This window comes from Prevotella sp. oral taxon 299 str. F0039 (genome assembly GCF_000163055.2).
Classification (GTDB): domain Bacteria; phylum Bacteroidota; class Bacteroidia; order Bacteroidales; family Bacteroidaceae; genus Prevotella.
Genome location: NC_022111.1, coordinates 1,480,750 through 1,495,103, shown reverse-complemented (window position 1 = coordinate 1,495,103; position 14,354 = coordinate 1,480,750). Strand labels below are relative to the sequence as shown.

Here is a 14,354-nt window from a genome sequence, read left to right as displayed (position 1 = left end):
TACAAACTAAACAGGTAACGATTTGGAAACGAGCGAAGTGCCATTAACCGCAGGTTTCTGCATCAACAAAGAACGCTTGTTATTCTGTTTACAAAGATAATACTTTATTACCGAATAACAAGCGTTTTTAATGAGATATTCTTCTTTCTGCATTTTTGTAATGCTGATTTTGTCGCTGTAATGGGATTATAATCCTCGTCCTCGCTTCTTCTTTCTGTTGGCTTGATATCTGAGTCTGCGCTGCCACACAGCTTCGGCATAGTCATCGCTCTGTGTGGATGGTGTAATCAAATCGCCCAACCCTTCCATTAGTTCATCGGCTGCGCTAACGATGGTGCCTGCCACTGCACCAATGGGATTCTGCACTTGTGAGGTATCATTGTCTCGTGAGATAGAGGAACGGCTTGGAGGTACAAGTTGGTAACCTGTATCAGATTGTTCTTTCCTTTCTGTCGGCTTTTGTATTGTTTGGTGTGGCATCTTTGATTCTTCCTTGTTGGTTACTTCAAAGTTCTTCTGCAAGGAACGGTATCCGAACTCTCTGCCGATTTCAGAAGCCTTGAATGTCTGGTCACAGTAGGAGAACTTCAAACCATAGACTTTTCCCTGTTTGTTCTTCATGCGCTCTATCGCGATGCCGTTCTTGTTCAACTCATAGAGGAACATGGAATATCCAGATATGCCACGGCCCATGTATTTGTCAAGTAAGGTATAACAGATTTGTTGCACTTTTTTCTTTGTTTGCTCTCTCATGGGATTAGCCTTTGTCTTTTGGTGTTTCCTTTCTGCCTTGATCTCTTTTGCAATGGTCAAGCCTTTCTCCCTGCTGATTTCCTCTGCCACCCTTGCAGCCCTGTTGCTCACAAAAGTGGTATCATAGACTTCTCCATATAGGCTGATGCGGTTGGCGATGATGTGAATGTGTCTGTTGTCGGTGTCCTTGTGCGTTACTGCCACCCATTGGTGGTTATCAAGTCCCATTTGTTTGGCAAACAGATGGGCTATCCTCATAAGTTCGGACACAGGCAGCTTTTTCTCGTCCTGAGGTGCGATGCCTATTTCAATGCGGAGGAACTTGTTCCTGCAACGGCTGTTATAGTCGCTGACCACTTTCATTTCCTCATAGATAGTATTTGGCTCCCTGCTGCAAAGATTGTGGAAGGCAAGCCGATAGCCGAGCTTGCCCTCTCTGAAGATATAGCCCAGAGCCGTGCTGCCATGCGCTATCGCCTTACATTTTCCTATCATCTCTTGTTAGATTTAAGACCTTATATATCTCATCGTTCACATGAAAATGGGGGTCGTAAAATCGCTTAAATGCCTCTTTGGCACATAGCGAAAGGTTCTGTGTAATATGTACCCATCTCTCATCTTTTACTTTGATGAGGTTAGAAATCTGCCCGTAGAACCGTCCTGTATGCTGAAGTATACAAATGGCTTCCCTTTCATTGTCGGTCATCTTGGGAACGGCTGCCACCTCTCCACTTAGGAGTATCTCACGGCAGTAATCGGAAAACTTACGTCCCGCACTTTCTGCCTTTGACTTAATACGTTGCTTTTCCTCTGAGGTGCATCTTACCTTGATGAACTCTGTCTTGTTCATCCTCTGTTCTTCCTTATCCCGTTGCTGCCATCGGGCAGCTTTTCCTTTGTATCTGTTCATATAAGTTTCCTTGAAAGTTAATCATTCCAGATGATTCGTTGTTGCTTAATTCCCGAACACTGACCGATGAGAACGTAGTGATTACGGTCTTATCTCCCCGACAATCTAACGAGGGGAGCTGGGCGCAGTTTGTGGGTACAAACTGACGTCTTGCAATGCTACCGAACAAACCATTTACGCTTAAAACGTTTTATAGCTTAAAAACGAATGCCGTGCATTCTATGACTAACTGCGTTCGTGGCATTCTCATAGAGAACTACGCCGAAGAAGAAAAGGTAGACCCTTTTAGCAAAAAAGGTAGACCTATTTGCTCGAAAAGGTAGACCTATTTTGAAGAAAGGGTAGACCTTTTTCCAGAAAACCGTCTACCTTTTCTTACGGCTTACAGTCTTCTCCATTTCTCTATGTCTTCACCATATTCCTCCAGATGCTGACGCACGATGTTCTCAACAAAGCTTGAAAGGTTGCTACCCCTGTCGCCTAATCTACGCACAATAAAGTCGGCACGTTCCTGTGTTTCCCTGCTCAGATAGACCGCCTTACGGTTGTTTAACTTGGTCGGCACAAGATAGGCTTGCTTGTAGGATTCGAGTGTTTTCTTTCTCATCTTGGCACTGATGCGTTTCTGAATGGTTACGTTCTCAGCATTCCGTGCAGGCTCGGAGTGCATGGTATTCTCTGTGTCCTGCTTGTTTGTTGGTCTTTCTCTTTCAGGAACCGCAGTCGCTTCTTGTGAAGTAGATTCGTCCTCTGCTTCATCTTCCACGCCCAAGAACCATGAAAGGTCTTTGTCGCTCATCATAGTTTTCTTTTCCATTTCTATTTCATTTTAAGTTTGACTTGTTTTGATTTCTTGTTTTGTCCTGTAATTGATATGTGTGTCTGTTCCTGCGCTTTCCGTTTCTGCTGCTCACGGACACAGCTGACATGATATTCGTTGAGATCCTTGAAGTCTTTGTAATGTATGTTCATATCCTCAACATGGAAGCCTGCCTTTATGAAATCTTGAACAGTCCTCCGTCCTGCTTCGTCATTGTCAAGGAAGGCACGGATATGGGTAAGGTGTCGGTCATTCAAATAACGGATAGTCCTTGCCACGTTGCTCACGGAGTTCATCACAAGGCAGTGGTTGGTAATCTCTTCTTTCATCGAAAGGAAGGATAGGAAGTCCATGAAGCCTTCAAAGATACATACTGGCTCCGCTCTATCCGTGAATATCGGAGTAATGTCCTTCGGAGCTATCGTTCCCTTGAACGTCTTGTCGTCCCGAAGCTCATAGCCGCCAGAGAGATTGGCAAAGCCGATGGCTTGATAGCGCCTGCCCCTTACCTCATAGCTGATACATTTGAGGAAAGGCGTAGCCTTTTCCAAGTTGACACAGCGTTCCTTCGTAAGATAATCCTGTAAATGTGGCGGCAGGGTGTCTGATATTTCTATCAGTCTCCTTGCTCCATTTACAGCCATCACAGGCTGGGAATTATTTGGCACGAAGTCATTAAGAAAACTAGATGTGCCATTATCGGAAGCGTTCTGTCCCAAACAACGGATAGCTTCCGATAGCGTGCATCCCTCCATACGCATACAGAGGTCGATTATGCTTCCGCCCCTGCCTTCGGCATAGTCTATCCAAAGGTTCTTCTCAGTGTCCACCTTAAAACTCGGATGCGTTTCTTCCCTGAGCGGTGAACGGTACATGGCATAGGTCGGTGTTTTGCGGACAGGCCTGATACCTTTCCTTTCGAGATACTCCACAATGGAATATCGCTTGATACGTGATAAATCTTCTTCTTTCATTGTTTTGATACTTTAATGGGTTGAATGATAATTATTTATGTTTGTCTGTTTTTGGGTTTTACCTTTTCCAAAGTTTTCCCCCTCCAAACTTTTTCATCTTTCTTCTTACTACATACTATTTTGTGATAAGTAATTGATAATCAGTATTACTTTGTAGTATAAGACAATACTACACATTCTACTACATTTGGCTACTACAAGTTTGAAGGAGCGGACATGGCAAGATTTTCCTAATCTTGTAGACATAGATGGGGCTACCACCGTTTCTTCGTTTGCTCACCTTTATGTATCCTGCTTTCTTCAAGGCTTCGCCCATCCGCTTGGCAACAAGTGGCTGGTGGGTATAAATACCCAAATAAGTGAGTATCTCCGTAGTGGTCATTAACGAATAACTTTCATCCTCCGTTGGCTTTTCAAAACAACGCAACAAAAGCTCCATCTCTGCAGTCTGTACTTGAAAGTCTTCACTCTCTCTGTATAGTTCGGCAATCTCATCATCATCAAACCAATAACGAAAGCCTGACTTTAACAGGGCTTTGGCTTCCGCATAGACATTGTCCATCGAGATAGCTTTTGCTCTCTCAATATCTATGGAAAGCACTTCAAAGGGTAGAAACCGTCTGCTGCCTGTAGGGTCTGTAAGAAAGTCATTGCCGTTCACCGATGCCACGAAGCTTGCCAAGTGGGGATGCTCCTCTACATACTTGTCATACGGCATACGGTACTTGACCATCGGGCAGGTAATGAGGTTCTTCAGCTCGTTCTCATCCCGCTTATTGAGAGCTTTGAGCTGGTCATCTATATTTACGATAAGGTTCTGACCGATATAAGTAAGTGTATCCTTCTCTTGTGGATATATCTTGCCCGTATAGCTGTAACCGTGCAGTTTGGACGGGCAGAGCAAATCCAAGAATGTAGTTTTGAACTTGCCCTGCTCGCCTGTCAGCACAAGGCAGGTATGGTTGCGGCACTCACGGTCGTTCATCGCATTGGCGACCACCGCCACAAGCCATTTGGTAAGATACGGCAACCATTTGTTAGAATTACGGACAACAACGCAGCTTGCCAAATCGAGAATCGCTTTTGGTGAAAGGTAAAGTACATTACTATCCCTGAAACTCTCACCATCACAGCTACTGCTATCACTTATATCAATCAGTGGCAATGCTTTGAAATACTCCTGCACGGGATTGATACGGGGAGAGAAGCTGCTCTCGATAATGGAGTAGAGATTATCGGAGGAAGTCGCTATGCCTTCATCGCAATCAAGTTCCCTGCGGAGCGTATTGATTTCATAACGACCGACTTTTGTATATATGCCGCTGTTCCTACTTCGGTATTCGGTTCTTCCCAATACTGTATTGTATCTGAACTCGTAGTGTGTGGAGAGGTAGTTTTCTATCTCTGCGTTCTTGGATGAGCTACCCCTGCGATGAGGATTTCTTCTGTTATCTATATTGCCTGCATCTGCGTTCTTTTTCATTATTTCCTTGAATTGGTTTCCAAGAGTGAAGTTAGGGTGAGAATGCGTAACTTCCAAGCATTCAAAGCCTTCTTGCATAATGTTGCATCTGTCTGCTGCAAAATTCTTAGGGAAACAGGCTGTTAAAAAGAGCATTTATCGCCTCATTAAGCAAAAAACGGATGACAGGAAAGATAGGTTAGTAGAAATACGGATGTCGTTGTTTGCTTTCAGATGCACTCTTTTGCTTTGATTACCTTATTAACCTCATTTGTGCAGTGGCAAGAACATCAATCTGTCTCTTTTGTCCTTGTCATAGCGCCACAACTGCCACTTGAATGAAAAGTGATGGAATAAGAAATGCCCGATATTAATTTTGCATAAGACAAGCTGCGCTCGGCAAAGGATAAGTGAACTTTCCTCTGTACTCGCTTGCATTGTCTTTGCAACAAAAGAAGAAGACGGGGCAGGAAAACGCAAATGCGAACCGATGATGTGGATTGCTTTTTCCTCATTCTTCCCGATCCTTCCCTGTTGTTCTTCACGGCTTTGAGAGGTGTACGCACGTCATTACCTTTGCCGATGGAAACAGGAAGGACCTGAAACAACAAACAATAAACAATAACAAAATATGATTATGAACTATTACATCATTACGGAAACCAATTGGGCAAAGCTTCGGGATGAAATCTTGAGCCTTGCGGAATGCTGCTACAAGGCATTCGGAGAGAAAAGCAAGCACACGGACTGGCTGCACAACGGCGATGTGTGCCAGCTGCTGAATATCAGCAAACGCACCTTGCAGCACTATCGTGATACGGGTGTCTTGCCCTTTGCCCAAATCGGGCATAAGTGCTATTACAAGCGTGAGGATGTGGAAGGATTATTGGAAACCAAATCAGTGAAATCAAACACAGACAAATCCAAGAACAACAAATAAGACAAGAGAACTATGGAACAGGTAAGAGATTTGAACATGGAGGCTGACGATATGCAAGTGGTGCTGTCCGCTATCAGCGGAGTAAGCAAGAGAATTAAGGAAGTAGCACAGACACACAAGCCGCTCTTTGGCGGTGAGCACTTCCTCACAGGTAAGGAAGTATGCAATCGGCTGTATATCAGCCCGCGTACGTTGCAAGACTATCGGGACAGGAAGATTATTCCCTACACGCAATTTGCAGGGAAGATACTCTATAAGGCTTCGGACTTGGAAAGGATGTTGGAGAAGAATTACTATTTTAAGTCCATTTGAATTTAGTATTATAATTCGATTAAAAATACCTATTAATAAGTATTGCCAGTATAGAATTCTTCCCATACCTTTGTATCCAAAATTAATTAATGATGAAAATATCACACAGCCGCATAAAGGCAACAATAAAAGGAGCGTACTGTTTTTTAACAGTACGCTTTTTTTTATGAACAAAACTGAACGATGTCCGTTAATAAAATAGTAATGAAAATATTAAAAGAAGATATAAGAAACAGAATTGTCACAGCTGCCCGCAATGAATTTATTAAAAATGGTTTTAGAAAAACTTCGATGCGAACAATTTCTGCAAAATCAGGAGTTGTCTTAGGTAATATATACAATTATTTTAAGACAAAAGATGATATTTTTTATGCTGTCCTTAGGCCTTTACTTGCTGTCTTGGATGGAAGGCTGTCCTCCTATCGCATAGAACCCAACAAAATAGACAAACTTCGTTTCTCTATACAAAGTCAAAAAGATTTGCTAAGAGAAACGCTTAAAATAATTTTCTTGTATAAAGAAGAATTAAAGTTATTGCTCTTTGAATCAAAAGGTACTTCTGTAGAATTTTTCCGTGAAAATTTTATCGAAGAACAAGTTGCAATAAGTAAAGAATATATTGACCAAATGCAAAAAGTCTATCCACAAATACAAACAAAAGTTTCGTCACTATTCTTTCGGATTTCCTCTTCTACATGGGTAACAATCGTCGGAGAGATTGTCTCAAATCCAGAAATCCGTAAAGAAGAGGCAAAACAGGTTTTGTCTGAATATATACGCTATAATACAGCAGGATGGCGAGAACTCATTAATCAATAAGATTATGAACAGATTATTCATCGTAACGATACTGTGTTTGTGTACAACAGTTTTGTCTGCCCAAAATATATTACGTGGGAAAATCATAGATAAAGAAACTAAACTTCCGATATCTGGAGCATACGTATCAATCAAAAATATAAAACAGAAAACAGTTTCTGATAAAACAGGCAATTATCAAATTGATATTCCTTCCAATGGAATATACATTGTCGAGGTTTCATTTGTTGGATATAAACGAGTAAGGCAAGTCGTTGTGTCAGAAGGAAATACCACGAAAGACTTTTTTTTGAAGACATCTACGAACGCACTTAACGAAGTCGTGGTAAGGGGTTCCTCCCAAAAGGCTGAAATAAACCATATCCGGCAAAGTCCTATGGCTGTAACGGTAGTGGATGGATCAAAGTTGCGAGGACGCTCAAGTGGAATAGAAGAAATACTCACTAGAACGTCAGGTATCAAGGTGAGAAAAACCGGAGGATTAGGAAGTGCATCGCGTATATCTGTCCATGGATTGGAAGGTAAGCGTGTGGCAGTTTATATCAACGGCTTCCCACTAAACAGTCCAGATGGTTCTTTCGACATCAATGATATTCCGATTGATGTTATTAAGTACATAGAGGTGTACAAAGGAATCGTTCCTGCAGAATATGGCGGTGATGGACTTGGTGGTGCTATCAACATAGTGACACGAGAGGATGAATGTGACCTAGTGGGTTTTACGCAGGAATTGGCATCATTCGGGACATTCAAGACACTTGCAAGTGCCCAGAAGCTTTTTGCAAAATCTGGAATATTATTCAATATTGCTTTCTTCAAGAACAAATCCAAGAACAATTATATGATGTCATGGCCAGTGTTTGAGACTAATCTACCTGCTTCTGAATACAGAAAGGTGAGACGAAACAATGACTATTATAACGCAGAATTCTATCATGTAGGCATAGGTTTTAGAAAGCAATACTTCGACAAACTGGATTTGGAATGTGCTTTTTACAGGAATAAGAAAGGCATACAGTCTCTCAACTTTGACTCTCGATATGCCTATACAAAAAGTCTTAATATTATGCCTACTTTGAATATGGAGAAGAAAAATTTCATTTTCAAAGATTTGGAGCTGAAAAACACACTTGTTGTTCCCATCATACGTTCTAACATGACGGATACGGCAACTACAAGAACGCAATGGAATGGGACGGTCACGCCAGCTAATGGGGAGACAGAGGATAATCTTTTCAACGAGTCCCATGACCGGCAATTTGAGTTGCGAAATAAATTTAACTTGAAATATACACTTGGACGACATACTTTCAATCTGAATGATCAATTCGTATTCTCAGACTATAGACCTAAGGACGATCGTATGAATGAATACCTTGGCTTCGACCCCAGTTCATTTCCCAGCAAAATGACTTCAAACAACATCGGACTAAGTTATTTGTTTGCTTCTTCTAATAATCGCTTTCAGAATTCCTTGACAATAAGCATCTATTATCTGAAGTCAAAAATCTATAGAACAAGCGATGCTTTGTCAAAAGACAATACAGAAAGCGTATTCGCTCCCAAACAGACCAACGTGAACAAAACGTATTATGGCTTTAGCGAAGGGCTTAGCTATGAATTGTGGAAAGGTGTGAGGGGAAAAATCTCGTTTTCACACAATGTGAGAATTCCTGATACGGGAGAATTGTTCGGAAACGGAATGAGTATCAAACCTTCTGTAAATCTTCAGCCAGAAGTTGGAGATAATTTGAACATTGGGCTCATCATGGACAAGAGAAATCTATTGGGGCTTACTCGTGTGCAATGGGAAACAAATTTTTATTATATGTATATGAAGAATATGATAAGACTTTTCCCCGCTGACATCCGTTCCATATACATAAACTTAGGAAAGACAAGTACGCTTGGTTTCGATACTGACTTAAAGGTAGATATAACCCCAAACGTCTATGCATACTTTAATCTTACATTGCAGGACATTCGAGACCGTCAAAAATGGTTAAACGATGAGAAAGGTTCGGATAATCCTACGTATGACAAGCATGTTCCCAACATACCTTCATTCTATTACAACTATGGCATGGAATATCACGTTGAAGGTTTGTTGGGAAAGACGGAGTTGTCCAGGGTTTATGTTGATATTTCTCATGTCGGAGAATTCGATTGGGGCTGGCAAATGAGCACACTGCCCGACCAACGAAAGAAATGGATCATTCCTTCCAACGATGTGTTTACCATAGGGCTTCAACAGTCATTTTGGCATAACAATGTTTCTCTGAGTTTCGAGGTCGAAAATATTTTTGACAAAGAGAACTACATGGAATTCAAAATGCCACTGCAAGGCAGAACCTTTAAGGCCAAATTGCGTTTTAATCTGTTCCGAGACAAAGTCTCAGGAGGAGCTATGAGTATGTAAATTCTTATTATTAATTTCAAAAATTTATAGTCAAAATGAAACATTATTTCTTAGTCGCAGCCACGGCGCTGCTTGTGTTATCAGGTCTTTCCTCATGTAGTAAAGACACTCCAGATGTTCCTCCAACGCCACCAACAAAGTCCGAGGCAGGATTTGTGCATAGCGTGAATATTGGAGAGAACACATATGTCAGTCTGTTCAAAGACTTGACAGCTGGTTCGCTCAATACGGACAATGCTTTGGTGTTTGCCAAGGGTGCATTTTCATTTGTGCATGGTGGCAAGGTATATGTGACTGACACGGAACACCTCTACAAATATGCACCAAAAGATGGCAATCTCGTCCAAGAGGGCACAACTATGGTTTTTCCAAGTGGTGCTAAGGCAACGTACATCACGGTCGCATCCAATAAGAAGGCATATGTTTCTTGCCTTGGTATAGGAAAGGTGTGGATTATTGACCCATCCTCAATGACGAAGACAGGAGAAATAGACTTATCCGACTATTCCTTGGGAAAGTCCTCTGGTGACAATAATCCTGAACCGTGTGCCTCTGTTATCAGAGATGGAATTTTATATGTGTCTCTGAATCAAATGAAGTCTGCTTATTCTTGCGAAACTGGAGCCTATGTTGCATTAATTGACACGAAAACAGACAAGCCAATAAAACTTATTAGTGACAGTCGCGTCACGATGTCGTCCAGTGGAACACCTGCTGGTGATCCGTTTGTGGACGAGAAGGGTGATATTTATTTCTATTGCGTAGGAATGTTCGGTTATCAGAAGGGGGCAAAGGAAGGCTTCTTGCGCATTAAGAAGGGAGAACAGGAGTTTGACAAGTCTTATTGCTTTACCCTTGCAGATGTAAATCTGGATGGTGTAAAAGGAGGTAAAACTTCATATGCCTATAATAAGGTATATGGTGGAAACGGAAAGGTTTATGGATACCTAAATATTCCTGGGGCAGCAAGCAACCCACCTGATTACGTTCATGATAAATCGTTCCAGCCTTTTGAGATTAATCTCTATGATAAGACTTGCAAGAAGATGAACTTCTCAGGAACTACAGGCTGGGCGGCATCCATTTGCAAGTCGGGCAATGACATCATCTTCGGCATGTCAACAGACCAAGGTACGGGTTATTTTGTCTATCACATGAAAGATGGAAGCTATGAAAAATTGAAGGTAAAGGTTTCCGGAGCACCCTATATGTTGCATGAGCTTAAATAGTTGTAATAGAATATTACTTATGATATTTATTGGGACATAACCCCAACATCTAAAAGAATGTGAACTTCTTGATTAGAAACTTTAACCTCCTCAAAACAAGGAAAAGAGCTGTATCGTTACTCATTATAGGGTTTGATACGGCTCTTTTAGTTTATGTGTTATAAACTATAAATTCTCATGGTTGTGCTTTTAGTTTTTATACACTGTCAATTCAGTTTTAATAAAAATCTTTTTTTTGTAGTAGCGTAGTAAATAATTGAAAGAATATTCGTATATCAATAAAAATTTTTAATCCTTTTTCTTTCAACGTATTATACCTTATTGTAGTTATGTAGTAAGATATAATCAATGAAAGAAAAAGAAAATATAATCATCAGGTATCCGTCTTTCCTATTAAGAATATCGGTGTTATTATGGATGTAGGTTTCTGCAATCTCTGACATACATGTTTCCTGAAGAAGTGTGCTTCCGTACTGTCCAATTGATAAGACAAGGCGATGATGATTGTGAGTGGATAAAGCGGAGCATAACCTCGCAGTCGTCCGTTCACGTAGACTTCCTGCTCCCCTGTATCCCTTTCGTCGGGTTGCAGGGGAGAGACTTTTAGTAGAAGTTGCAGACGATGGTTGAGCTTCCTCCATGTTACACCGAAGAAATCTACCAGTTCGCTCTCTGTCATGGCGATTTTACCTTTGCCTTTGCGAATGATTTGCATATTGTCGCCCCACTCGAAATAGCTACGGTCTTTTTTAGTTTGATAGTGATAGGTATTCATACGGCTTCCTCCTTCGTTTCCTTTGTCTGATGTTTCCTTATCAACCTATCCATATCCTCAGAAATCTTATTGTCCGTCACCTGTGCATAGATTTGGGTGCTTGATATGGAGGCGTGCCCCATCATCTTGGCAATGCTCTCGATGGGTATCCCTGCACTTAAACTCATTGTACCGAAAGTGTGCCTTGCCATATGATAGGACAACCGTTCTCTGATACCGCAAGCCTTTCCCACGATGCTCAGCTTTGCACTCATCACGCTACGGCTACAAGCACAGTGAAAGATAAAGTCGTCAACCTTTTTCTTTCACTGTCTGCATTTCTTTCATGCTGGGTAGTTCTTCCTTACATTGATCGATGATGGCCTCCGCTATCGGGTGCAGGGGCACAACAAACTCCACCTTTGTCTTCTGCCGTTCTTTTCGGATATATTTCTGTCCGTCGGCTGCCGTTTGAATGTGTCCAAATTGCAAATGTTCCATATCAGCAATAGCCAAGCCCGTAAAGCATGAGAAGATAAATATCCGCCTTGCTTGTTCTGCTTCCTTATCAATTACTCTCAATGCCATGAGTTTGGCAACATCGCTCTTTTGCAGAAAGCGTATCTTCTGTTCCGCTTTCTCATACTTGGCATTCTCAAAAGGATTGCAACGAATGAGCCTATGGCTGACCGCACGATACATCAGCCTACTCAGCCAACAAAGATAACGATTCATGGTTGCTGATGCCAAGCCTCGTCTTTTCAGATAGAAACGGTATTCTTCAAACAAGTCTTCCGTTATAGTGGCTATGACTATATCCGTCATTCCCTTATCCTTTACAAATTCCGTAAGTAACTTATCTGAATAGAGAAGATTCTGATAGGTTCCCTCAACTCTCGATTTGCCCACGCACTCTTTAACGGATTGCAGTTCTGCTTTGCTCATGGCAAGAAGTGTTGTCGGCATGGTGGCTATCCTCTGCAAACGGTTTTTAAGCAGTTCCACACTTACCACTCCGTCCTTTATCAATATCTCCTGATAGGTCTTTTCTACAAGTTCTTTGAACTCGCCGATTCTTTGATTGGTTTTCTTGTCGGTTGTCAGTCCCTGTCGGCTATTCCACTCGGAGGATTTGCACTGCTCGCCTGTGGTAATGGCGATGCTTTTTCCGTCTATGGTGATACGGCAGAGAATGGCGGTCTTGCCGTCTGCCTTTATTTTCTGTCTGTTGATATAGAACAGTATCTTAAATGTACTTCTCATAAAAAATCTTGGTTAAATGGTTAAACGCAAATCTTCGGTGAAAGAAAGGAAACGGTTAAACTCCTCAAAGAGTTTCTGCGGTATTACTTTTGCATAACGTTCGGTCATACTTACGTTCGTATGTCCGAGCATCTTGCTCACCGTTTCAATAGGTACGCCCTGCTCCAATGTGATAAGTGTGGCAAAGGTATGCCTTGCAGTGTGCGTAGTAAAGGGAAAAGAAATGTCTGACCGTAATCGCAAGGCTTTGAGACAGGACTGATAAGTGGAATATTTGAAGTAAGGGATCAGTGTTTCCCTTTCATCGCTGTGCATTTTCTGTATTAATTGAACTGCTTCGGGCAATAGCTTGATACGACAAAGCACACCTGTCTTCTGTCGGTTGAACTTTAACCAAAGACAATCCTCATCGTCACGGATAAGATGCTTCTTGCTTAGTTCTATCAAATCACAATAGGCTGCACCGGTATAACAGGCGAAGAGAAACACATCACGAGCGGTTTCCATTTCTTCTTCCAATTCATCAAAACGGAGTGCCTTCAACTTGTCCAATGCTTCTTGGTCGAGAGTCTTGGGCGCTTTCTTGTCTCCCCGTTCTATATGGACTTTGTCAAACAGAAGCGTATCAGCCAACCCCTCACGATAAGCTAGCCTGCAGACGGTCTTCAAATCTGCTGCAACTCTGAAAAATGTGCTTTGCTGATGACCGAGATCACCGAGACAGAACGCCTGCAACTCATAGATAAAGCTTTCTGTAAGCTGCGAGAAAGCCAAATCCGAAACATGATACCTCCTCTGAATGAACTCCTGTAATCGTTTCCGAGTGGAATGATAGGCGTACATAGACCCTTCCTTGATGTCTATACCGATATGGCTTTCCTTCTCCTTGATGAGCATATCCAGCCTCTCGATAAGCATACATCTTGCCTGTACACTGCCTTGAAACAGTTCCTTTACATCAGTTGCATCAAATGGCTGTCCTTTGGCAATTAGCGACTGATAGGCAGATTGAATGGAAAGCAACAGATTCTCCAATCTCCCATTAATTTCTACCGCCTCACGGCTCTTGCCATCCATTCTGCTCTCACGTGAATTCCATAAGTCAGGATTGCAGGAGAGTTTACAACTGAACTGGGCAATGGAACGCCCAATGGTAATACGTCCCATAATCGGAGCTTTCCCCGATTTGTCAAGCCCGCTCTTTTTAAGGTAGAGCAACACCTTCATTTTCTCTGTTTTCATACGCTTTAATATTTGTGGGCAAAATTACCCGAATTAAAGCGTTCCTCACATACGCAGAAAACTGCTGACCAAAGCAACAGCCACACTAGCGAAAATAATTCAGTTACCGAATGCTATACCATCGTTACCTACATCAAAACAAGGTAACGCTCTGGTAACTGAACTTCTGCCTAAATCTGCATATTCCTGCCCTTTACAAACAGAGCAGTATTATGCAAATCATTTCGTTTCTCTCTCATTATCAGTTAGTTTACATCAGCTTCGATATCTCTTCTTTTTCATTAATTAGTTACATTGCAATAGCTATGCTTTTAGGGTGCAATAGCATTGAGATTAGAGTGCAAAAGCAATGATATTGTTTTGCAATGTCAAATCTGTTGCAATGGAACGGCTACAAATTGAAGAGAAAAAGGGGAAAGAAAGATAGATGAGGGCAGTGCTTTTACCTACTTTTAGG

General features: G+C 41.8%; 13 protein-coding genes and 1 pseudogene. 5 read left to right on the top strand and 9 right to left on the bottom strand.

The window, feature by feature from the left end; all coding sequences use genetic code 11:
• Positions 1-6 precede the first annotated feature (6 nt).
• The 6 genes from HMPREF0669_RS10470 to HMPREF0669_RS08790 form a co-directional block, all read right to left on the bottom strand.
• On the bottom strand, positions 7-153 hold the full coding sequence (locus HMPREF0669_RS10470; protein ID WP_232236462.1) for a hypothetical protein: 147 nt from the start codon (positions 151-153) through the stop codon (positions 7-9).
• A gap of 33 nt (positions 154-186) precedes the next feature.
• Positions 187-1,248, bottom strand: a complete 1,062-nt coding sequence (locus HMPREF0669_RS08810; RefSeq protein WP_020967381.1) for a relaxase/mobilization nuclease domain-containing protein — start codon at positions 1,246-1,248, stop codon at positions 187-189.
• Positions 1,232-1,663, bottom strand: coding sequence for a hypothetical protein (locus HMPREF0669_RS08805; protein ID WP_020967380.1), 432 nt, complete (start codon positions 1,661-1,663; stop codon positions 1,232-1,234). The genes HMPREF0669_RS08810 and HMPREF0669_RS08805 overlap by 17 nt, the downstream gene beginning before the upstream one ends.
• A gap of 382 nt (positions 1,664-2,045) precedes the next feature.
• Complete coding sequence (locus tag HMPREF0669_RS08800) at positions 2,046-2,480, bottom strand: DUF3408 domain-containing protein (protein ID WP_009227814.1); 435 nt, start codon at positions 2,478-2,480, stop codon at positions 2,046-2,048.
• A 2-nt stretch (positions 2,481-2,482) separates the two neighbouring features.
• Positions 2,483-3,457, bottom strand: a complete 975-nt coding sequence (locus tag HMPREF0669_RS08795) for a toprim domain-containing protein (RefSeq protein ID WP_020967379.1) — start codon at positions 3,455-3,457, stop codon at positions 2,483-2,485.
• 181 nt (positions 3,458-3,638) lie between these two features.
• The gene (locus HMPREF0669_RS08790; protein WP_020967378.1) at positions 3,639-5,075 is read right to left on the bottom strand and encodes a VapE domain-containing protein; all 1,437 of its coding nucleotides are present in this window, start codon (positions 5,073-5,075) and stop codon (positions 3,639-3,641) included.
• A gap of 481 nt (positions 5,076-5,556) precedes the next feature.
• Here HMPREF0669_RS08790 and HMPREF0669_RS10150 point away from each other — a divergent pair, with 481 nt between their 5' ends.
• The 5 genes from HMPREF0669_RS10150 to HMPREF0669_RS08765 all read left to right on the top strand — a co-directional run bounded on the left by HMPREF0669_RS10150 (position 5,557) and on the right by HMPREF0669_RS08765 (position 10,638).
• Positions 5,557-5,859, top strand: coding sequence for a helix-turn-helix domain-containing protein (locus tag HMPREF0669_RS10150; RefSeq protein ID WP_020967377.1), 303 nt, complete (start codon positions 5,557-5,559; stop codon positions 5,857-5,859).
• A gap of 12 nt (positions 5,860-5,871) precedes the next feature.
• A complete protein-coding gene (locus HMPREF0669_RS08780; RefSeq protein ID WP_020967376.1) occupies positions 5,872-6,171 on the top strand; it encodes a helix-turn-helix domain-containing protein in 300 nt (99 codons plus the stop codon).
• A 183-nt stretch (positions 6,172-6,354) separates the two neighbouring features.
• Entirely contained in the window at positions 6,355-6,990 is a 636-nt protein-coding gene (locus HMPREF0669_RS08775; RefSeq protein ID WP_009227819.1) for a TetR/AcrR family transcriptional regulator, read from the top strand.
• A 4-nt stretch (positions 6,991-6,994) separates the two neighbouring features.
• Positions 6,995-9,409 (top strand): TonB-dependent receptor, encoded by a 2,415-nt coding sequence (locus HMPREF0669_RS08770; protein WP_009227820.1) that lies wholly within the window; start codon positions 6,995-6,997, stop codon positions 9,407-9,409.
• Positions 9,410-9,444: 35 nt separating this feature from the next.
• The gene (locus tag HMPREF0669_RS08765) at positions 9,445-10,638 is read left to right on the top strand and encodes a YncE family protein (RefSeq protein WP_009227821.1); all 1,194 of its coding nucleotides are present in this window, start codon (positions 9,445-9,447) and stop codon (positions 10,636-10,638) included.
• A 373-nt stretch (positions 10,639-11,011) separates the two neighbouring features.
• Here the strand turns inward: HMPREF0669_RS08765 and HMPREF0669_RS08760 are convergent, their stop codons facing one another.
• From HMPREF0669_RS08760 to HMPREF0669_RS08750, 3 genes and pseudogenes are all read right to left on the bottom strand, one after another.
• The gene (locus HMPREF0669_RS08760; RefSeq protein ID WP_009227822.1) at positions 11,012-11,413 is read right to left on the bottom strand and encodes a hypothetical protein; all 402 of its coding nucleotides are present in this window, start codon (positions 11,411-11,413) and stop codon (positions 11,012-11,014) included.
• Positions 11,410-12,655, bottom strand: a pseudogene (locus tag HMPREF0669_RS08755) (tyrosine-type recombinase/integrase). Before HMPREF0669_RS08755 ends, HMPREF0669_RS08760 begins: the two are co-directional and overlap by 4 nt.
• Positions 12,656-12,667: 12 nt before the next feature.
• Positions 12,668-13,897, bottom strand: coding sequence for a site-specific integrase (locus HMPREF0669_RS08750; protein WP_009227824.1), 1,230 nt, complete (start codon positions 13,895-13,897; stop codon positions 12,668-12,670).
• Positions 13,898-14,354: the final 457 nt, after the last annotated feature.

Excerpts from the sequence above, each read along its gene's own strand:
- HMPREF0669_RS08780 (WP_020967376.1), top strand. The coding sequence starts at position 5,872 with ATGGAACAGGTAAGAGATTTGAACATGGAGGCTGACGATATGCAAGTG.
- HMPREF0669_RS08775 (WP_009227819.1), top strand. The coding sequence starts at position 6,355 with ATGTCCGTTAATAAAATAGTAATGAAAATATTAAAAGAAGATATAAGA.
- HMPREF0669_RS08800 (WP_009227814.1), bottom strand. The coding sequence starts at position 2,480 with ATGGAAAAGAAAACTATGATGAGCGACAAAGACCTTTCATGGTTCTTG.
- HMPREF0669_RS08810 (WP_020967381.1), bottom strand. The coding sequence starts at position 1,248 with ATGATAGGAAAATGTAAGGCGATAGCGCATGGCAGCACGGCTCTGGGC.
- HMPREF0669_RS08795 (WP_020967379.1), bottom strand. The coding sequence starts at position 3,457 with ATGAAAGAAGAAGATTTATCACGTATCAAGCGATATTCCATTGTGGAG.
- HMPREF0669_RS10470 (WP_232236462.1), bottom strand. The coding sequence starts at position 153 with ATGCAGAAAGAAGAATATCTCATTAAAAACGCTTGTTATTCGGTAATA.
- HMPREF0669_RS08805 (WP_020967380.1), bottom strand. The coding sequence starts at position 1,663 with ATGAACAGATACAAAGGAAAAGCTGCCCGATGGCAGCAACGGGATAAG.
- HMPREF0669_RS08765 (WP_009227821.1), top strand. The coding sequence starts at position 9,445 with ATGAAACATTATTTCTTAGTCGCAGCCACGGCGCTGCTTGTGTTATCA.
- HMPREF0669_RS08760 (WP_009227822.1), bottom strand. The coding sequence starts at position 11,413 with ATGAATACCTATCACTATCAAACTAAAAAAGACCGTAGCTATTTCGAG.
- HMPREF0669_RS10150 (WP_020967377.1), top strand. The coding sequence starts at position 5,557 with ATGAACTATTACATCATTACGGAAACCAATTGGGCAAAGCTTCGGGAT.
- HMPREF0669_RS08790 (WP_020967378.1), bottom strand. The coding sequence starts at position 5,075 with ATGCTCTTTTTAACAGCCTGTTTCCCTAAGAATTTTGCAGCAGACAGA.
- HMPREF0669_RS08750 (WP_009227824.1), bottom strand. The coding sequence starts at position 13,897 with ATGAAAACAGAGAAAATGAAGGTGTTGCTCTACCTTAAAAAGAGCGGG.
- HMPREF0669_RS08770 (WP_009227820.1), top strand. The coding sequence starts at position 6,995 with ATGAACAGATTATTCATCGTAACGATACTGTGTTTGTGTACAACAGTT.